General features: G+C 61.1%; 24 protein-coding genes. All 24 read left to right on the top strand.

What is annotated here, in order from left to right; translation table 11 throughout:
• Positions 1-139 precede the first annotated feature (139 nt).
• The 24 genes from I6L37_RS05830 (at position 140) to I6L37_RS05720 (ending at position 17,495) form a co-directional block, all read left to right on the top strand.
• Entirely contained in the window at positions 140-1,003 is an 864-nt protein-coding gene (locus tag I6L37_RS05830; protein ID WP_216993505.1) for a GPO family capsid scaffolding protein, read from the top strand.
• A 10-nt stretch (positions 1,004-1,013) separates the two neighbouring features.
• On the top strand, positions 1,014-2,090 hold the full coding sequence (locus I6L37_RS05825; RefSeq protein ID WP_216993504.1) for a phage major capsid protein, P2 family: 1,077 nt from the start codon (positions 1,014-1,016) through the stop codon (positions 2,088-2,090).
• A gap of 3 nt (positions 2,091-2,093) precedes the next feature.
• Positions 2,094-2,819, top strand: a complete 726-nt coding sequence (locus tag I6L37_RS05820) for a terminase endonuclease subunit (protein ID WP_216993503.1) — start codon at positions 2,094-2,096, stop codon at positions 2,817-2,819.
• A 172-nt stretch (positions 2,820-2,991) separates the two neighbouring features.
• Complete coding sequence (locus I6L37_RS05815) at positions 2,992-3,453, top strand: head completion/stabilization protein (protein ID WP_216993502.1); 462 nt, start codon at positions 2,992-2,994, stop codon at positions 3,451-3,453.
• Positions 3,450-3,974 (top strand): phage tail protein, encoded by a 525-nt coding sequence (locus I6L37_RS05810; protein ID WP_216993501.1) that lies wholly within the window; start codon positions 3,450-3,452, stop codon positions 3,972-3,974. The genes I6L37_RS05815 and I6L37_RS05810 overlap by 4 nt, the downstream gene beginning before the upstream one ends.
• Complete coding sequence (locus tag I6L37_RS05805; protein WP_216993500.1) at positions 3,971-4,660, top strand: virion morphogenesis protein; 690 nt, start codon at positions 3,971-3,973, stop codon at positions 4,658-4,660. The genes I6L37_RS05810 and I6L37_RS05805 overlap by 4 nt, the downstream gene beginning before the upstream one ends.
• A gap of 4 nt (positions 4,661-4,664) precedes the next feature.
• Entirely contained in the window at positions 4,665-5,789 is a 1,125-nt protein-coding gene (locus I6L37_RS05800) for a DUF2586 domain-containing protein (RefSeq protein WP_216993499.1), read from the top strand.
• Positions 5,790-5,792: 3 nt separating this feature from the next.
• Positions 5,793-6,248: a phage protein gene (locus I6L37_RS05795; protein ID WP_216993498.1), complete on the top strand. Its 456-nt coding sequence runs from the start codon at positions 5,793-5,795 to the stop codon at positions 6,246-6,248.
• 3 nt (positions 6,249-6,251) lie between these two features.
• The gene (locus I6L37_RS05790) at positions 6,252-6,461 is read left to right on the top strand and encodes a TraR/DksA family transcriptional regulator (protein WP_216993497.1); all 210 of its coding nucleotides are present in this window, start codon (positions 6,252-6,254) and stop codon (positions 6,459-6,461) included.
• A gap of 21 nt (positions 6,462-6,482) precedes the next feature.
• Positions 6,483-6,797 carry a phage holin, lambda family gene (locus I6L37_RS05785; protein WP_049045767.1) on the top strand — a complete coding sequence of 105 codons (315 nt, stop codon included), beginning with the start codon at positions 6,483-6,485 and terminating at the stop codon, positions 6,795-6,797.
• Complete coding sequence (locus I6L37_RS05780) at positions 6,797-7,276, top strand: TIGR02594 family protein (protein WP_216993496.1); 480 nt, start codon at positions 6,797-6,799, stop codon at positions 7,274-7,276. Before I6L37_RS05785 ends, I6L37_RS05780 begins: the two co-directional genes overlap by 1 nt.
• Positions 7,273-7,716 (top strand): hypothetical protein, encoded by a 444-nt coding sequence (locus I6L37_RS22035; RefSeq protein WP_017782567.1) that lies wholly within the window; start codon positions 7,273-7,275, stop codon positions 7,714-7,716. Before I6L37_RS05780 ends, I6L37_RS22035 begins: the two co-directional genes overlap by 4 nt.
• The gene (lysC, locus tag I6L37_RS05775; RefSeq protein ID WP_254203546.1) at positions 7,598-7,843 is read left to right on the top strand and encodes an Rz1-like lysis system protein LysC; all 246 of its coding nucleotides are present in this window, start codon (positions 7,598-7,600) and stop codon (positions 7,841-7,843) included. The genes I6L37_RS22035 and lysC overlap by 119 nt, the downstream gene beginning before the upstream one ends.
• Positions 7,840-8,100 (top strand): putative phage tail assembly chaperone, encoded by a 261-nt coding sequence (locus I6L37_RS05770; RefSeq protein ID WP_216993494.1) that lies wholly within the window; start codon positions 7,840-7,842, stop codon positions 8,098-8,100. Before lysC ends, I6L37_RS05770 begins: the two co-directional genes overlap by 4 nt.
• A 41-nt stretch (positions 8,101-8,141) precedes the next feature.
• Entirely contained in the window at positions 8,142-8,285 is a 144-nt protein-coding gene (locus tag I6L37_RS05765; RefSeq protein WP_198037996.1) for a hypothetical protein, read from the top strand.
• Between the two features lie 6 nt (positions 8,286-8,291).
• Positions 8,292-10,142 (top strand): phage tail tape measure protein, encoded by a 1,851-nt coding sequence (locus tag I6L37_RS05760; RefSeq protein WP_216993493.1) that lies wholly within the window; start codon positions 8,292-8,294, stop codon positions 10,140-10,142.
• A complete protein-coding gene (locus tag I6L37_RS05755) occupies positions 10,139-10,462 on the top strand; it encodes a DUF2590 family protein (protein ID WP_216993492.1) in 324 nt (107 codons plus the stop codon). The genes I6L37_RS05760 and I6L37_RS05755 overlap by 4 nt, the downstream gene beginning before the upstream one ends.
• Positions 10,459-11,646 carry a baseplate J/gp47 family protein gene (locus I6L37_RS05750; RefSeq protein ID WP_216993491.1) on the top strand — a complete coding sequence of 396 codons (1,188 nt, stop codon included), beginning with the start codon at positions 10,459-10,461 and terminating at the stop codon, positions 11,644-11,646. The genes I6L37_RS05755 and I6L37_RS05750 overlap by 4 nt, the downstream gene beginning before the upstream one ends.
• On the top strand, positions 11,639-12,322 hold the full coding sequence (locus tag I6L37_RS05745; protein WP_216993490.1) for a phage tail protein: 684 nt from the start codon (positions 11,639-11,641) through the stop codon (positions 12,320-12,322). The genes I6L37_RS05750 and I6L37_RS05745 overlap by 8 nt, the downstream gene beginning before the upstream one ends.
• The gene (locus I6L37_RS05740; protein ID WP_216993489.1) at positions 12,319-13,857 is read left to right on the top strand and encodes a phage tail protein; all 1,539 of its coding nucleotides are present in this window, start codon (positions 12,319-12,321) and stop codon (positions 13,855-13,857) included. Before I6L37_RS05745 ends, I6L37_RS05740 begins: the two co-directional genes overlap by 4 nt.
• 2 nt (positions 13,858-13,859) lie before the next feature.
• Positions 13,860-14,444 (top strand): tail fiber assembly protein, encoded by a 585-nt coding sequence (locus tag I6L37_RS05735; RefSeq protein WP_216993488.1) that lies wholly within the window; start codon positions 13,860-13,862, stop codon positions 14,442-14,444.
• Entirely contained in the window at positions 14,441-15,322 is an 882-nt protein-coding gene (locus I6L37_RS05730) for a hypothetical protein (protein WP_216993487.1), read from the top strand. Before I6L37_RS05735 ends, I6L37_RS05730 begins: the two co-directional genes overlap by 4 nt.
• Positions 15,319-15,888 (top strand): hypothetical protein, encoded by a 570-nt coding sequence (locus I6L37_RS05725; RefSeq protein WP_216993486.1) that lies wholly within the window; start codon positions 15,319-15,321, stop codon positions 15,886-15,888. Before I6L37_RS05730 ends, I6L37_RS05725 begins: the two co-directional genes overlap by 4 nt.
• A complete protein-coding gene (locus tag I6L37_RS05720; protein ID WP_216993485.1) occupies positions 15,885-17,495 on the top strand; it encodes a hypothetical protein in 1,611 nt (536 codons plus the stop codon). The genes I6L37_RS05725 and I6L37_RS05720 overlap by 4 nt, the downstream gene beginning before the upstream one ends.
• The last annotated feature ends 282 nt before the right edge of the window (positions 17,496-17,777 follow it).

Here is a 17,777-nt window from a genome sequence, read left to right as displayed (position 1 = left end):
CCAGCCCCCTCCCCCCACTTATCTCACTGATGTTCTGAGCAATTCGGATTTCCTGATGGATCCGAATTCAGCAGAACACCATAGCGTGAAACCCCCTTGCCGACCCGATAGCCTGAGCCCGCATCACTTGGGAGTAGGCATGAACACATCAACCTTGAGAACTGGCTGGGTCTGTATCGCCACCGAAGGGACCACCGTCGATGGCAGGGAGATCACCGCTGCTTGGCTGACTGATATGGCCGAGACCTACGACCCGGAATACTACACAGCACTGATATGGCCCGAGCACGACCGCTGGTCGAACTTCGGCTATGTACAGGAACTGAAGACAGAAGTCGTTGATGGAAAGCTCAAGCTGTTCGCCATCCTGAGTCCGACCAGGGATCTGGTTTATTACAACCAGGTTGGCCAGTACCAGTTCTGTTCCATCGAACCACAAGAGCAGTTTGCCGATCTGGGCCGCACCTATCTGCGCGGCCTGGGCGTCACCGACCAGCCAGCCAGCACCGGCACCACCCACCTCAAGTTCAAGAAGAAGGGCGAGTCTCGCCTGATCGGTACCAGTGAACCGCTGGATCTCTCCACCTTCAAACTGCCCAAGCACGAGAAGGCAGACGGCTTGATATCCAAGTTTTTCAGCTTCCTGGCCAGCCACGGCGAGCCAGCCATCCAACCTACCCCCAGCCAACCAGAGGATGAGGAAATGACCAAAGAGCAGTTCGATCAGTTGCTGGGGGCCGTCAGCGGCCTGGGCACCAAGATCGAAGGCTTCAGCGCCAAGCTGGAAGCCAAACCGGAAACCACCGCCCCGGTGACCGAAACGGCGAAAGAAGAGAAGGCCGGCATCAGCGCCGAGCAGTTCAGCAAGCTGGAAGAGACCCTGAACGGTCTGGCCAGCACCGTCGGCGAGCTGAAAGGCCAGATCGACCAGTTCTCTGCAGAGAAGCCGGGCCAGCGCCCGGGCGCCATCGGCGGTGACGACACCACCTACCAAGTTTGCTAAGGAGCATTCAGTGAGCCAAACCCTGACCGTTCAGGCCGAACAGCGCCTGAACAAATACTGCGATGCCCTGGCCAAAGCCTACGGCATCGACATCAGCAAGCTGGACAAGCAGTTCAGTGTCACAGGCCCGGTGGAAACCACCCTGCGATCTGCCCTGCTCGCCTCCGTCGAGTTCCTTGGCCTCATCACCTGCCTGGATGTGGATCAGATCAAGGGCCAAGTCGTGCAGGTTGGCGTGGGTCAGCTCTACACCGGTCGTAAAAAGGGTGGTCGCTTCAAGGGCAAAGTCGGTGTGGATGGCAACACCTACGAACTGACCGAGACCGACTCCTGCGCCTCGCTGGATTGGGCCACCCTCTGCACCTGGGCCAACGCCGGTAGCGAGGGCGAGTTCATCAAGCTGGTCGGCGAGTTCGTCAACAGGGCGTTTGCGCTCGACATGCTGCGGGTCGGCTGGAATGGCGTGTCTGCAGCCGATGACACCGATCCGACGGAGAACCCGCTGGGTCAAGACGTCAACAAGGGTTGGCACCAGATCGCCCGCGAGTGGAAAGGTGGTAGCCAGATCATCAAGGCCAAAGCCGGCGAGAAGATCTACTTCGACCCGGACGGCAAGGGCGATTACAAGACCCTGGACGAGATGGCCTCCGACCTCATCAACACCACAATCGACCCGTTGTTCCAGCAAGACCCCCGTCTGGTGGTGCTGGTCGGCACCGATCTGGTCGCAGCCGCTCAGGCCAAGCTCTACAGCGAAGCCACCAAGCCGAGCGAGCAGATCGCCGCCCAGCAGCTGGCCAAGTCCATCGCCGGTCGCAAGGCCTATATCCCGCCCTTCTTCCCGGGCAAGCGGATGGTGGTCACCACCCTGGACAACCTGCACTGCTACACCCAGCGCGGTACCCGCAAGCGCAAGGCGGACGACAACCAGGACAGCAAGAGCTTCGACAACCAGTACTGGCGCATGGAGGGCTATGCCCTCGGCGAGCACAAGGCCTACGGCGGCTTTGAAGAGGCCGACATCGAGATCGGCGCTGATCCGGCTGTTGTCGCTGCAGAAGCTGCCGCTCAAGCGGCCCAGGGCTAACCCATGAGCTCACCCGGTCAACGCCACAAACAGCGTGTACTCGCCATGCAGGGGGCCGAGCAGGCCGCCTGCTCTGGCATGGCCACCGGCGCGGTGGCCGACAGCCTGCACCTGCAACTGATTGCCCTGGAGCAGGACATCGTCAGGCTGCGCAAGCTGGCCCGCATCGGCGACCGGGTGAACATGAAACGCGATGAGCTGATGCCCAAGTACCGCCCCTATGTGGAGCGCTATCTGGCCGCCGTTGCTGAGTCCGGCCAGCCCTATCAGAACGAGCTGTTTCAGCGCCTCATCATCTGGGCTTTCGATGTGGGCGACTTCGACGCCGGCATCGCTTGGGCGGATCTCGCCATCGCCCAGGGCCAGCGCACCCCGGCCAACATCAAGCGCGACTGGGCCCACTTCGTGGCCGACACCGTGCTGGAGTGGGCCGAGAAGAACGCCGCCGAAGGCCACGCCGTCGAGCCCTGGTTCTCCAGGGTATTCGACAAGGTGCGCAACGAGTGGCGCCTCAACGAGAAGCTGACCGCCAAGTGGTTCAAGGCTGCGGGTTGCCTGCTGCTGCGCGACCAGGACGGCCAGCCTCGACCGAGTGCAGTGGGTGACAGCGCCACCCTGGAGCAGGCAGACCACTGGCTGGCCCAGGCCGACAAGCTGCACGGCAAGGTGGGCGTCGGCACCTTGCGCCAGAAGATTGCCATGCGCCTGCGGGCGCTGAATCCGGAGTAACCGACTCTCCGCGCCGTCGCACCCCGGCGGGGAGGATAGGCCAGCCACAAGGCTCGCGCCGAATCCTGCGATCCGTGGCTACAGGGGTGCACCTTTTCTCGCCGCGCCATCGGCGACCCGGGCAATCGGGGCAGTGGTGTTCACATTGGCAAGCATCAACAGGGGTCCAGACATGTTTGCAGGCAAGGACATCAACTACAGCGCCGCCACCATCCGCAATGACGGGTTCTGGCCGGATGTGGCCGTCGCCGACTTCGAACGCCGCCGCGCCCTGCCTGCCGATCTGGACCAGCAGACCACCGGCGCCGCCTTGCTGGCCGCCGTCTCTGAAATCAACCTGCAGCTCGCCAGCCATCAGACAGCGCTGCAGGGCAAGGGCTACACCACTGCCGCCGAGGTACCTGGGCCCAGCCTGGAAGGTGACAACAACGCCCTGACCGAGCAGTACCTGGCCGCCGTGTTTGCCCGTGCCAAGGCGGCCCTCTTACCGGAGTTCGCCAGCGTCACCGAGCGGGCCGCCGCGAACAACCAGGTGGAGCGATCCCCTGATCAACGCGCCCAACTGCTGGCCGAGAGTCAGCAACTGGTGCGCAGCATCAAGGGCAAGCGCCGTGCGGGGGTGTCGTTGATATGAGTGAAGGCATGAACGAACAGCAGGCCCAGGGCTATTTCCTCCACGCTCTCCACGCCGAGATCCAGCGGGTGCTGCCGGGCAAATGCCACAAGCGCCTGGATAGCTGGATGGAGAACGGCACCATCAAGCTCGAACCCAGGAACATGGGGCCCACCGGGGTGGATGTAGCCTGGCTCACCTACCAGGCGGTGTTCACCATCGAGCAACTGCCGTTTCGAGAGCTGGATCCGGCCATTCTGCTGGCGGCTGTCGCGGCCTGGGTGCAGGAGCACGACGACTTTCGCGAGCAGTTCGAGCTGGCCGATCCCGAATACGCCGTCACCCCGAACGATGAGCAGACGGCCGACCTCGAGATCCAGCTCCCCTTCGCCGAGCCGCTGCGCCTTATCGAGCACCCGCAAGGGCCCATCAACTGGCTCGGCAAGCGCTGGAACGTGGCCCCGTATGAAATCTGGGTGGCAGACCATATCGACCTGAACGTCGGTGACACCGGCCATCACCAGATCGGTGACACGGCATGATCACCATCACTCTCGACACAATACCGGTAAAGGAGCAGCTAAAGCTGTTGGAAATGCCAGCCAAGAAGCGCCAGCGGCTGGTGTGGCGGGCAGCAGAAAACTTAAGGATTGCGGCAAAGAGCAATATCCAGAAGCAGCAGGACTGGAATGGCCGCTCATGGGCTCCAAGGAAGCATGGCCGCCGCAAGATGTTGATGGGCATGCGAAAGCTGATCGTAATCACCGAAAAGCCACAGCAGAACTCGGCAAAGCTCAGATTTGAGGGTGGTGCATATGGAGTGCATCCGGGGATTGTCGCCGGGGCTCATCAGTCAGGGCATACCTACAAGGTCAACCATGTAAGCCGTCTAAAAGTGAAGCCTAAAGGCGCCGGAAAAGACATGGCTTCGACTAAGAGACAGGCAAGAAAACTGCGGGAACTGGGGTTCAAACGTCCGGGGAAGCGCAAAGGAACATACCGTTCTGCATCCATTGGCTGGATAACCGAGAACATCAATTACGCCCAGGCGGGGTTGCTGATCAAGAAGTTGAAGGGTGACCCCAGAAAAACAAATTGGGAAGTAACTCTGCCAGCCCGCCCGTTCCTCGGCGCCAATACCAAGCAACGAGAGCAAGCCTTTGCCCGCGCCCTGCAAAGCATCAACTACGGCTGGGACGTCAACAAGCAAGAGATGAAGAGGAAATAACGCCATGTGGCCTTATGTACAGATCAACAACTTGAACCAGATGCAGGGGCCCGTGACGGAAGTCGAGCGCCACCTGCTGTTCATCGGCACCGCGCCGACCAACACCGGCAAGCTGCTTTCGCTCAACACCCAGAGCGACTTCGACAAGCTGCTGGGCGAGGCCGACAGCGAGCTGAAAACCAACCTGCAAGCCGCCATGGTCAACGCCGGTCAAAACTGGACGGCTGCCGCTTTTGTGCTGCCCACCGACATGGACTGGAAAGATGCCGTTCGTGAGGCCCAGAAAACCCAATCCTTTGAGGGCTGTGTGGTACTGGGTCAGGAGTGGGACGAGGCGAAAATCAACGCAGCCCACGCCCTCAACCAGGAGCTGATCGCCAAGATGGGGCGCTGGCAGTTCATGCTGCTGGTCGTGGCGGGCATCGTCACTACCCTCGAAGGCGGCCAAGACTGGAGCGAGTACGAGGCCAAACTGGTCGCGCTGCAAGATGGCATCAAGGCGGAATCCGTCACCCTGCTGCCGCAGCTGTGGCCGAACCTCGCTGGCGCCTATGCCGGTCGCCTGTGCAACCGTGCGGTGAGCATCGCCGACAGCCCCGCCCGGGTGAAAACCGGCGCCATGGTGGGCCTTGGCAACAAGCCGAAGGATAAAGACGGTACCGAGCTGCCGCTGGCCACCCTGCAAACCCTGGAACAGAACCGCTACTCGGTACCGATGTGGTACCCGGACTATGACGGCATCTATTGGGCCGATGGCCGCACCCTGGACGGCGAAGGCGGCGACTACCAGGTGATCGAAAACCTGCGGGTGGTCTACAAGGTGGCCCGCCGGATGCGCCTGCGCGCAATTGCCCGCGTCGCTGATCGCTCCTTCAACTCCACCCCCGGCAGCACCGCCGCCGCCATCATGTACTTCGGCAAAGACCTGCGCGAGATGGCCAAGGCCGTCACCATCAACGGCCAGCTGTTCCCGGGCGATATCGCCTCACCCAAAGATGGCGATATCACCATCCAGTGGACGGCCAAGAACTTGGTCTCCATCTATGTGGTGGTGCGCACCGTGGACTGCCCCAAGGGGATCACCGTCAACATCATGCTCGATTTGAGCCTCAACAACGGGGAGGGCTAACCCATGACCAGACGCATTTCAGGCCAGAGCTTTGACGTAGAGCTGATGGGCATCATGGTGCACGTCGAAAAGGCCAGCCTCTCCATCACCGACAACAGCGCCGTGGCCCAGACCCGTGGCATCCCTGACGGCTATATCGATGGTGATGTGGCTGCAGAACTTGAGTTCGAGCTTGATGCCAAGAACTTCAAGCTACTGGGCGATGCGGCCAAACGGGCCGGTAGCTGGCGCGGGATGAAGCCGGAAGATGTGCTGTTCTACGCCGACACCGGTGACGAGGCCCAGAAGGTGGAGGTATTCGGCGTGAAATTACTGATCGCTGACCTGCTCGATCTCGATCCCAAGGGGGGTAGCAAGGCGGTAAACAAGATCAAGGGCTTAGTCACATCCCCCGACTTCATCCACATCGATGGCGTGCCGTACCTCTCCGAAGACGACACCCGCCATATGAAGGGCTGATAGATGGACCTGATCGACCGTGCCAATCAGCAGGCCCAGCAAATGCTGGAAGCCCAGCTGGCCAACCAGCTATGCCGCGTATACCCGCCAGCAGAGAGCCTGCACCACTGCGAGGAGTGCGGCGATCCGATCCCGGAAGCGCGCCGCCAGCATGTGCCGGGTGTGCGCCTGTGCGTCAGCTGCAAAAGCCGCTCCGAACGGCGCGGACAATAACGAGAACGGGATATGAACCCTATGCCAAACAAAGACCCCACCCTCTGGGCCGCCCTGCTGGCCTGGTTGATGGACAACTGGCCCGCCGTTTCCGGGGCTCTGCTGGCGTTGAGCATTTCATTTATGCGCATCACCTATGACGGCGGCAGCGGGCGCCGCCGCCTGATCGAATCAACCATGTGCGGCCTGATCACCTTGGCCGCCGCATCCGGTACCACCCTGCTCGGCGTCCCCTATGAAGCGGCCCCGTTTATCGGCGGTGTGGTGGGGCTGCTCGGGGTAGACATCATCCGCGAGCGGGCCAAGTTGGTGTTCAACAAGAAGGAGGAGGGCTGATGGCTCTGCGCTGGATTAACGAGGCTCGCAAGTTCTTGGGCCTGAAGGAAATCAAAGGGTCGAAGCATGCTCAGGAAATTCTGGACATGTGGAAAGCCATCAAACGGGGCGGCATCCGAGACGATGAAACCCCGTGGTGCGCCGCCTTCGTGGGCGCTTGCCTGGAACGGGTTGGCATCCAGTCTACCCGCTTCGAGAGCGCCAAAAGCTATCTGGGATGGGGCGAAAAATTGGATCGCCCGGTGCTCGGCTGTGTGGTCGTGTTCAGCCGTGACGGCGGTGGCCATGTGGGCTTCGTGGTCGGCAAGTCACCATCTGGCAACTTGCTGGTACTGGGTGGCAACCAGGGGGATGAGGTGAATATCCGTGAATTTCCGCTGACCCGCGTCACCGGCTATCGCTGGCCAATCAATGAGCCGCTGCCAGTGGGTGATCTGCCTGTCGGCACTCCGGCCCAGCTGTCGATGGGTGAAGCATGAGCACATTCAAGGAGCTGTTTTCCAATGTGCTGCTGGCACTTGTGCTGCTGATGGGTGCCGCCCTGTTTCTTGGCAGCCGGATGCTGGAGAGCCGTGGCAAGGCGCTCGCCACCGCCAACGAGACCATCAGCACCCTGCAGCAGACCAACGAGCAGCAGGCCAGCCAGCTGGTGACACTACAGCGCGATGCCGAAGGGATGCGCACGTTGCTGGGTACCCAGAACGCCGCCTTGGCAGATCTCGACCAACAGAACAGGAAGACAGCATATGAACTGGAACAAGCCTTGGCCACGCCACCGGAAGGCCGCCCGAACTGCGCTAGTGAGCCTCTGCCTGTTGGCGCTCTGCGCCTGCTCCAGCCAGCCCACAACCGTGGTGAAAACGCAGGTCATCAAGCGCCTGCCGCCGCCGGGGCTGGTACCTCACTGCCCGGAACCTGAGTTCACGGGGGCGACCTACGGCGATGCCGTGCGGTTTATCCCCACCATGCAGACGGCAATGCGCCGCTGCCAAACCCAAATCAACACCCTGAACCACTGGATTGAACAAGAGGAAACCAACCAATGAGCAAGAAAATCGTCCTGACCGTTGCCGGTACCGACATCAGCTTTGAGCCGACCATGGTGGCCTACAACGGCTTTATCAACGACATGATGCCGAGCGACAAGGTGGCACCGGCTCACAACTACCTGAAAAAGATCGTCTGCCAGGAAAGCAAAGAGGCGCTCGATGAGCTGCTCAAGCGCCCGGGTGCTGCGTTGCAGCTGGCTGGCGCCATTAACCAGCAGTTCGCCCCTGATCTGGAAATCACAGTAAAAAACTGACGGCGCGCGCCGAGGCCATCGAGCGCAACCAACTGGAGCAGGTGCTGGCGCTGCGGCGCCACTACCTGCCCCACGAAGATGACGATATCGACAGCCTGGCACGCGCCATCTGGTTAGACAGAAACGCAAGAGAGTCCAACGCCGCCGCCGTGGCCGAGGGCATCGCCAAAGCATTCAACGGATAACGACCTATGGCCTGGATGGAAAAATTGATGATGCAGGTGGCTTTGGTGGATCAAGTCACCAAGCCCCTTGCTGGCATCAATGCCCAGATGGACAAGGTCAGCAAGGCAGGCCGTCAGGGCTGGAGCAGCATGGCAATGGGGGCCACCACGGTGGCCGCCGGTGGCATGGCGATCCAGTCTGCTCTGGGCCCTGCCATCGAAATGGATCGGGCGCTGGGTGAAGTGGCCTCGCTCGATGTGCAAAAGGATGTGCTCGGAGCACTGGGGCGCGAAGCTCTGGCCCTATCGGTGAAGTACGGCGAATCAGCAACCGAGATTGTCCGATCCTCCTACGATATCCAATCAGCGATCGCGGGGCTGGAAGGTAACGAACTGCCCGCCTTCACCCGCGCCTCGACCACCTTGGCCAAGGCGACCAAGGCCGACACCGCCACCATCACCAACTACATGGGCACCATGTACGGCATCTTCGAGCAGCAGGCCAAGATGATGGGCAAGGCTACCTGGGTGGAAAACTTGGCAGGCAAGACCGCCACCGCGGTGCAGATGTTCAAGACCACCGGCCAGGGCATGGCAGATGCGTTCGGAGCAATCGGCGCCAACGCTACAGCCGCTAATGTCTCAATGGATGAACAGTTCGCCGTACTCGGCATGCTGCAGTCAACCATGGGAGGCGGCGAAGCGGGCACCAAGTTCAAAGCCTTCCTCGCTGGTGTGGGCAACGCCCAGAAGACCCTCGGCATGCAGTTCACCGACTCGGCGGGCAACATGCTGCCGGTGCTTGATGTGCTGGAACAGCTCAAGGGGCGCTATGGGGAAACCCTGAGCGTGGCCGAAGGAGACGAGCTCAAGAAGGCATTTGGCTCTGATGAAGCGGTCAGCATGGTCAAGCTGCTGATGACCAACACCAAGGGGCTGGCCACCAATATCAACGCGCTGGCCAACACCCACGGCATGGGCAAGGCCGAGCAGATGGCCGCCTCTATGACCGACCAGTGGCAGCGTGTCGAGCAAGCGTGGTTCGCAATCCGTGCCGCCGCGTTCGGGGTGGTACTGCCCGCTATCAATGCGGTGGTCAGTGTCTTTGCCGATGGCGCCAACGATGTGCTGCGCTGGACGCACCTGTTCCCGAACCTGACCAAGGTTATCAGCTATGCCGCGCTGGCCATCGTGGGCTTGAGCATGGTTACCGGCACCTGGATGCTGGTTGCCGGTATCGCCAAGCTGGCCACCCTGGGGCTGGGTATTGCATGGTCAATCATCATTGCCCCGCTCAACCTGCTGAAAGCAGGCCTTGCATCGTTTCGCGCCATCATGCTGGCGGTCAACATCGCCATGTATGCCAACCCCATCGGCCTGTTCGTGGCGGGCATCGTTGCGCTGATTGCGGCTATCGCCGTTGGGATCATTTACTGGGATAACATCAAAGCAACACTGGAAGATATCGGTGTGTTTGAGGGGCTGCGTACGGCATTCGATACTCTGCTTACCCCATGGCGAGGGCTCATTACACTAATCAAAATGGCCTTGGATGCCTCTAATAAGTTTCTAGGGTCAAACTTCGACACCAGTTGGATGGACGTGGATGTGCTGCCTAAATGGGCATCAGCACCTGCGAATGTTGAGCCACCCACATCCGTAGTGAATAGCCCATTGGCAACTTACCGCCAGGGCGGCCAGAGCCGCGTACCAGCTGGCGGGCTTGGGCAACAGCTGATCCAGGCCAACGCTGCCGCCACCACAGCCAACCAGAAGCCATCACGCACTATCAACACCGGCGATGTACACATGCACGTACAGAACCCGCTATCGCCAGGTGAGTTGGAGCAAGAACTATGGATGACGACCCGCGGATGAGCGACCCCAAATATATCGATATCTGGGTGGTAGACGGCGCATGGCAGCTGGATGCCGGTGGTCAACCCCGTTACACACAAGACCGCCACAGCATCGGTCAGGACATCAAGCACCGGATCATGGAGTCAGGGCTAGCCCGCAAGCTCATTGGCGAGCGCAGCCCCACCATACGCGCAGATGTGATGACCGAGATCGAGCTGCTGGTTGAGAACGACGAGCGACTGGTGCCAGGCACCATCGTGATCAGCGAAGAAGCCCCCGAGCGGGTACTGGTCACCGCTCGCACTTATGAATTTGGCGATCTGGAGGTAACCCTGTGAACCTGCGCCCCAACGTGGATTTTATGGCACTGCTGGCTGATACAGGCGTGCCGACTACCGAAGAGGCCATGGAGGCCGAGCTCAAGAAGGAGGTCGAGGCCGCCGGATCTCTTATCACCAACGACAGCGATGTGAGCCCATTCTGGCGACTGGTACGCGGCGTGGTGATCACCCCGGCGCTCTGGCTTATCCGCACCCTGCTGGCCGGCCATGTGCTGCCCAACACCTTTGCTGCCACTGCCACCGATGCCTATCTCGACCTCAAGGCGTGGGATGTGGACTTGACCCGCAAGGGGGCCCAGAAGACCCGCGGGGTGATCAACTTCGTCAAGGCCAATCCGAGCGAAGCGGTCACCATCCCGGTCGATATCTGGATCAGTACCGAGCGCATCAACGGCACCATCTACCGGGTCAAACCGCTGCAAGCGGTGGTGAGCCCTGCCGGTGAAGCAGTGGCCCGAGTGGTGTGCGAGGCCGAGTTCGCGGGCGCGGCCTGGAATCTGGCCCCGGGATATTACAACCTGCTGAGCGAACCGGTCACCGGCATCTTGTCGGCCCGCAACGATGACAAGGAGTGGATCACCACCCAGGGCGCCGATGCCGAGAGCAACGATGCGCTGGGCCTGCGCATTCAGAACCAGTTCTCGGCGGTGGGCCGCTATCACATCGACGCTATCTATCGCTCAATGCTGGCGAGCGTTGCCGGTATTCGGGCAGATCACATCTTCTTCGAGCATGAGGCGCCGCGCGGCCCGGGCACTGCCAACGCCTACATTCTGCTGGAGGTGGGCGCCACCCCGGCCAGCCTGATTGCCCAGCTTAACGACTACGTGGGCCGCCAGGGCAACCATGGCCACGGCGATGACCTGTTTGTGATGGCGATGCCGGAGACCCAGTACAACCTCACGCTGGAGCTGTGGCCGGTGGCCAACCTCACAGATGACCAGAAAGCAGCCCTCAAGCGGGGCGCTGAATCGCTGGTCAAAGCGGCGTTTCGTCAGTCGGCGGATTTTCCGGCCGTGACCAGAACGTGGCCACAGGCCAGATTCTCCATTTCACAACTGGGCAAAGAGCTGCATAGCCAGTTCCCGCAGCTGCTGAGCCTCAAGTTTGGGCAGGAGGATATCGTCTCGGGGATCTCCATCCCGCGCCTGACCGCGCTGGAGGTGACGCTGCATGAATAAATCTCCCCGCATCGATCACAACGCCACTGCACCGGCCATGCCAAAGGCGTCTGCCCCGTGGTGGGAAGATGGCCAAACCATCACCGATGGCGTGAAGGAACCCGCCTTTTTGGCGCGCGGTGTCATGGCGTTCTGGCAGTCGATCCGGCGCTGGTTGCTGGCGCCGCTGGCAGAGCAAGACCCGCTGACCTGCTCGGAGTCCATGCTGGCACTGCTGGCATGGGAGCGGGACATTGCCCGCTTTGAATCTGAGCCGCTGGAGCTGTTCCGCAAGCGGGTCAAGTTCGCCTTTGTGAATGCCCGTGACTCGGGAGAGGTAGCCGGATTCAAGCGCATATTCGAGCGCCTGGGCATCGGCTGGTGCGACATCCACGAACGACAAGACGGCGCGCCGTGGGACGTCATCACCATCGAGGTGACCGATAGCAGCATCGCCAACAACCAGAAGCTGATGGAGACGCTGATCCAGCACTATGGCCGCACCTGCCGCCGCTATCGCTTTCAGGTGGTTTACCCGGTAGCCGGTTATATCGGCTATGGCCAGTTTGATATGAGTCAGGAGGTATTTGCCGCCAGTCTCACCCCGCACAAAGCCAGATATCGGCTGGCACCTGGACACATCCAGATGATCCAGCACGTCTATGGCGCAACGCTGAAAACCAAGGAGACCCGATGAGCCAAGTCATCACCAACGCATTCGAGACCTATTGGCAAGGCTGCCTCACTGACCAGGTGCCGGTGGTGCTCGATGAGGTCGTGCTGGCGGATATCCCAAATCTGGATATCACCGCCCCCATCGACCCGAATACCGGCCTGCCGCCAGAGGCGCAGATTGTCCATCGCCATCCGGTGGATCAGCGCGGCCGCATCAATAACAACGCCGTGGCTTACTCCATCGTGATGGACACGACCGTGGGCAACTTCTCATTCAATGCCATGTACCTGGTCAACAAGGCCAGCGGCATGGTCGGGATGATTGTCTACAAGGGACGGGAGACCAAAACCAAGACCGACCCGGCGACGGGCACCACGGGCAACAGCCTGGTGAAATCCATGTTGATGGAGTACGACCAGGCGGCCACGGCCACCGTGACCACAGTAGAGGCCGGCACCTGGCAAATCGACTACTCGGCCCGTCTGAACGGCATGGAGGAGCAACAACGCTTGCACGCCATCGCCATCTTCGGAGCGTCCGCCTTCTTTGGCGATGGCTTCAAGCTGGTCAACAAAGCCAACGCCTACAAGGTTCAACCCGGGGTGGCCATGGTTGGCGGGCTGCGCATCCAGCTGGATGTCGAACAGGTTGTTGCCGTAGGGGCCAAGCCGGTGGGTGTGTGGGTCGATGTGCACCGCGCCGGCACCATCCTGAGCCGCTGGGATAACCACTTCGAGTTCAAAACCAGCACCACAGAGCTGACTGATTACACCGACAGCAACGGCTATCGCCACTATGTGGCCAAGCTGGGGGTTGTCGAGGCCAACGCAACCGTCACGGACAAGCGACCAGCCAATGAGTCAGCCGACCTGTGGGCCGCGTTGGAGGCGCTTCGCAAGCAGACGGAGAAAAGCGCCAGTGATATGGAAAAAGCGCTGGCAGACCATGCCAAGGGACGAGATCACCCCTCTGCCACCACCACCGAACAAGGGATGGTGCGCATGGCTACGGATGACGAGGCGCGACTTGGCTCGGCAATTGACGCAGTGATGTCAGCCAAAAATGTAGCTGATGCGGTAAAAGAGATGCTCAAGCAGATGTTTGTCGGTATCCCGTTGCCGTGGATGAGTGCAACCCCGCCCACGTGGGCCATCAACATGGTGGGGCAAGCAATCAACCCTGTAACTGATCCTATCCTGGCAAGCCGTTACCCATCTGGCATTGTGCCAGACCATCGAGCCATGACGACACGAGGATGGGACGCTGGCAGGGGGATAGATGTAGGACGTGCGCTGTTGTCATACCAGCCTGACCAGCAACAGCCGATCACGGGTCGGCTATGGAACAGCGGCGGCGTTAATCAGTTCCTGGGCGAAAAGATTTACACAGAGGGCGCCTTTAGCACAGATGGCAATGATAAGTGTTTAGCATCTAACGATATAACAGTGTTCGCTGGACCGAGTGAATTGAAGTTCAATTCCGCCAACGTGGTCAGAACGGGCCCTGAAAACACGGTCAAATCGTTGGCATACAACATCATCACGATGCGAGGTTAACCATGGTTGAGTTTGACGAAAATGGCTTTGCCCTGAAATCTGGTGATATCACATGCCATTGCTGTTATCCAGACGGTTCCTATATTGGGGAGGTTTCCGTCTATGTCTCGGTTGATACTGGCCTGCCAGCTCATGCGTATTTGGATACACCACCTGACCATGGTGATGGTGAATGGCCAAGCCGGACAGACAGGGATAAACCATGGTCTATCCTGCCTGATCTGCGCGGCCAGACGGCATACCATATCGACACAAAAGAAACGCGAGAAATCACCGCGCTAGGCCACCTGCGTGAACGTGAAACCCTGCTCAAGCCTTCATCACCATACGATGCGTGGGATGGTTTGCAATGGGTTGCAGATCATGAGGCAGAGGCCGCCGCGGAACTGGCCGCAGCAGCTGCAACCCGTTCCGCTCTGCTGGCAGAGGCAAACCAGCATATCGCCGTGTTAAGTGATGCAGTTGATTTAGGGATGGCGACCGAAGATGAACAAGCCGCCTATAACGCGTGGCGCCGCTATCGGGTAGAGCTGACCCGCCTAGACTTGACAGTAACCCCGATCGTGTGGCCGGATGCCCCGCAATGAGTTGGATGCAAAGCCAGTTGAGCTGGCCAGCCAGCTGCGAGGCAATACACACCCGCGCCAGCGGGGTGCTCGGCCAATTTCCTGACAGCCAGGCTGGCACGGTGGCCCGCTTGCAGGCACTGGCGCCCAGGGCGCAATACCGCCCCACGCCCATCAGCCAAGCCGCTGCCGCGCTGGCAGGGTTGCATGCAGAGCTCGATCGGCTGCTGGTCATCGGTCGCTGCCTGACCGTCACCCCCTATCAGCATGGCGTGGGCCAGCACCAGGGCAACCAGTACAGCCTCGCCGCCCCCAACGCGGTGGCCACCCTTGTGGCCAAGCTGCAGGATGGCGCCGACCCCCTGCTGCCGGCGGGCCAGTTGCACGCCATCGCCTGGTTGGTCACTGGTAACAGCGAAACCGCGCTGGCAGATGCCTTGGCGCCTCTTTGCACCATCCTGCCGTTGCCGGAGTGGTGCGCCGCTCTGCGCCGCCTCACGGCCAACAACGATGCCATGAGCAAGCCCACCGCCGCCAAGGTGCCACGCTGGAAAGCTGATGAGCCGCTGGTGTGGAACCCGCTGCGCTCGGCTCGCTCACTGCTTGGGGCCGAGCTCGCCCAACTGGAGAGCCTGGCACAGGGGGCCACCACCCCGATCGCCAAGCTGGCCACCTTGGCAGAACGCCGCGCGGCCAAACTGGCAGAGCTGGAGCAGGCACTCGATCAGCTAGCTACCATCAGCGGCCAGATGTGGCACTGGCAGGGGCAAGGTGATGCAGCAAGCATTGCCACCCAATTGGGCCAGAGTAGCCCGCCAGACCACAGCCACAGCATGACGGTCGGCGCCCTGCTGATCTCCCCCTCCCCGCTCACCTTCTGGCAGGAGTTAACCCGATGAGCAGAACAGCCATGCTCACCCTGGACGGTGAGCCGATTGTGATGAAGTCGATGCGGATCTCTGTATCGATGCAGTTTCAGGACAAGGACAGCAGCGGCCAAACCAGCTCGACCAGTAGTTCGGAGCAGGGGGAGAAGGCCAAGGAGCTCGATGTCTCTGGCCTTGTTCCATTCAATGACGAGAAGACCCTCGGACGCTTGTTTGAGCTGGCCGATGCCAAAGGCGATGGCGGCAAGCGCCATATCTACCGGGTCGGGTCGCTGCTGGCCAAGTCGGTGAAGGTGCGTCAGGCCAAGTTCGCCGGGCGCATCACCGCCAGCGAGCAGGAGGGGCTGCTGGCGTGGCAAGTACAGTTCACCCTGCGCGAACACAACTCGGTGCCAGAGAAGCGGGAACAGCGGATGCCAAAGGCACCGGCCACCGTAGGCCAGGGCACCGCGAACACCAAACCGGCCAAGGCAGCCGATGGCGGTAACGGGAAACCGGCCACCGAGCAGGAACAACTGAGCTCATTGGAACAAGCCATCAAGGGGATCGATAACCAATTGGGAGACCTGATGGCGTGAAACTCTCGACTAACCTGACCATTGGTGGACAGCCTGCCAACCTCATCGACCACGATATCGTGCTGGATCTCTGCGCGGGTGGGCGCGCCGCCCTCACCATCGAGGGGGACGCCGAGAAGGGGAAAACCCTGACCGTGGATCTGGGCTACAACGGCGAGCTGCGCCGCTGGTTTACCGGCTACGTGTATGACGTGCAGCCAGCCAGCAATGGCGCCAGCAAACTGCTGTGCCGCGAGCTGGCCGGTATTCTGGGCAGTGCCTTCCCGGTCAGCCTCCAGCATGCAACCCTGCGCGGTCTGCTGGCCTGGTTGAGCGACCAGACCAAACTCACCTTTTTGCTACCGGATGGTACCGACTACACCGACCAACCGATCCCCAACTTCACCAGCGCCGGTACCGGCTATCAGTTGCTGAACAACGCGGGTCGCGCCTTTGCGGTGCCGGACTTCATCTGGCATCAGCAACCGGATGGTGCCATCTTCGTGGGCAGTCATGCCCATAGCCGTTGGGCGGATAGGCCTGTGGAACTGGATCCGGCTTTCTCTGGCCGCCAGGCGGGCAACACCATCACTCTCGCCCCGATCCCGACCATGCGCCCGGGCGCACTCGTCAACGGCAAGCGGGTGGAACGGGTACGCCTGAAGGGCGACGAGATGACCCTCACCACAGCAACGCCCGGTAAACCGGTGAAGTCACCGGAGCGGCGCAAGATGGAGGGCGAGTTCCCGGAGCTGGCTGACAAGATGCACCTGCCCAAGTTCGGACGGGTCGAGGCCATCAGCGACAGCGCGGCCGCTGGCCAGCTCAATGATCCGTTTCGCCCGCGCTACGCGGTGGATGTGCAACTACTGGGGGAAGATGGTCAGCCGGACAAAGCCGCCCCGCTCTATCGGGCCGTGCCGCTGCCGGTAATGTTCGGCGGGCCTGAACAGGGGCAGCTGCAATTCCCCATCGAGGGGACGATCGTCGAGCTGGGGTTTGCCTTCGGTCGCGCCGATCGGCCGTTTATCCGCACAGTGCTGGGCACTGGCTGGCCATTGCCGGATATCGCCCCGGGCGAGCAGCTCCAGCAGCAGCGGGCGGAAGTGTTCAGCCGTACCGACACTGTGGGCAACCAGTCACGCCATACTGACCGCCGCCAACATGACAAGGCGATGCTGATGCACCGCGAGGCTGACGAATACCTGGGCGAGTTCGGCCAGCACCGCCTCACCACCCAACAGCACAGCGTGGAGCAGATCGGGGCAATGAAGCGCATCGAGGCGCTCGGGGCCATCGAGCTGCTGGCCGGTGATGACTTGATGACAGGGTGCCTGGGTAACATGAGCCAGACCGCAGCCGGTGATCTGGTGGAGGTGATCGGGCAACTGCGGCGCAGTGTGGCCGGTGAACTCCAGCACTTCGAGGCGCCACGTTCGTGGGTGGGTACCGACGGCGTGAACATATTCCGCCTACTGCTACAACTGATGAACGTGGTGGAACAGCTGGCCGCCTCTGCAGCCAGTCACAACCACGGCGGGCCAGGGCCAACCAATGCACCCGCATTCAGCAGCCAGAGCCAGCAGGCCGCAGAGCTGGCCACCGCCCTCTCACCCATCATCGAATAACCCACCGAGCAACCAAGCGAAGAAGGCCCCGCGTCTGCGGGGCCTTCTTCTATCTGCCTGACAGCGCCTGAGCATGGCCAGGGAAGGGCGCCGCATGTTAGGGGCACCATCAGGCAGGCGCACAGCATACGTGAAGCACAGGGCCGCGCACAGCCGCCAGCGCATGGCGGAGAAGCCCACGGCGGCGTCTGCGTCACGGAATCCGCGCTCTTCCGCTCCCGCCTGCGCGGCTCATCAAATAAATTTTTTGCAAAAGTGGATTACCGCAAAACCATATGCCCA

The organism is Aeromonas sp. FDAARGOS 1407 (genome assembly GCF_019048725.1).
Classification (GTDB): domain Bacteria; phylum Pseudomonadota; class Gammaproteobacteria; order Enterobacterales; family Aeromonadaceae; genus Aeromonas; species Aeromonas enteropelogenes.
The sequence above is the reverse complement of the archived record's forward strand: the minus strand, read 5'-3'. Positions and strand labels throughout refer to the sequence as shown.

Coding starts and splice junctions, on each gene's coding strand:
- I6L37_RS05745 (WP_216993490.1), top strand. CDS start 11,639: ATGAATAAATCTCCCCGCATCGATCACAACGCCACTGCACCGGCCATG.
- I6L37_RS05785 (WP_049045767.1), top strand. CDS start 6,483: ATGCCAAACAAAGACCCCACCCTCTGGGCCGCCCTGCTGGCCTGGTTG.
- I6L37_RS05755 (WP_216993492.1), top strand. CDS start 10,139: ATGAGCGACCCCAAATATATCGATATCTGGGTGGTAGACGGCGCATGG.
- I6L37_RS05735 (WP_216993488.1), top strand. CDS start 13,860: ATGGTTGAGTTTGACGAAAATGGCTTTGCCCTGAAATCTGGTGATATC.
- I6L37_RS22035 (WP_017782567.1), top strand. CDS start 7,273: ATGAGCACATTCAAGGAGCTGTTTTCCAATGTGCTGCTGGCACTTGTG.
- I6L37_RS05730 (WP_216993487.1), top strand. CDS start 14,441: ATGAGTTGGATGCAAAGCCAGTTGAGCTGGCCAGCCAGCTGCGAGGCA.
- I6L37_RS05805 (WP_216993500.1), top strand. CDS start 3,971: ATGATCACCATCACTCTCGACACAATACCGGTAAAGGAGCAGCTAAAG.
- I6L37_RS05790 (WP_216993497.1), top strand. CDS start 6,252: ATGGACCTGATCGACCGTGCCAATCAGCAGGCCCAGCAAATGCTGGAA.
- I6L37_RS05780 (WP_216993496.1), top strand. CDS start 6,797: ATGGCTCTGCGCTGGATTAACGAGGCTCGCAAGTTCTTGGGCCTGAAG.
- I6L37_RS05820 (WP_216993503.1), top strand. CDS start 2,094: ATGAGCTCACCCGGTCAACGCCACAAACAGCGTGTACTCGCCATGCAG.
- I6L37_RS05740 (WP_216993489.1), top strand. CDS start 12,319: ATGAGCCAAGTCATCACCAACGCATTCGAGACCTATTGGCAAGGCTGC.
- I6L37_RS05800 (WP_216993499.1), top strand. CDS start 4,665: ATGTGGCCTTATGTACAGATCAACAACTTGAACCAGATGCAGGGGCCC.
- I6L37_RS05815 (WP_216993502.1), top strand. CDS start 2,992: ATGTTTGCAGGCAAGGACATCAACTACAGCGCCGCCACCATCCGCAAT.
- I6L37_RS05795 (WP_216993498.1), top strand. CDS start 5,793: ATGACCAGACGCATTTCAGGCCAGAGCTTTGACGTAGAGCTGATGGGC.
- I6L37_RS05760 (WP_216993493.1), top strand. CDS start 8,292: ATGGCCTGGATGGAAAAATTGATGATGCAGGTGGCTTTGGTGGATCAA.
- I6L37_RS05810 (WP_216993501.1), top strand. CDS start 3,450: ATGAGTGAAGGCATGAACGAACAGCAGGCCCAGGGCTATTTCCTCCAC.
- I6L37_RS05725 (WP_216993486.1), top strand. CDS start 15,319: ATGAGCAGAACAGCCATGCTCACCCTGGACGGTGAGCCGATTGTGATG.
- I6L37_RS05770 (WP_216993494.1), top strand. CDS start 7,840: ATGAGCAAGAAAATCGTCCTGACCGTTGCCGGTACCGACATCAGCTTT.
- I6L37_RS05830 (WP_216993505.1), top strand. CDS start 140: ATGAACACATCAACCTTGAGAACTGGCTGGGTCTGTATCGCCACCGAA.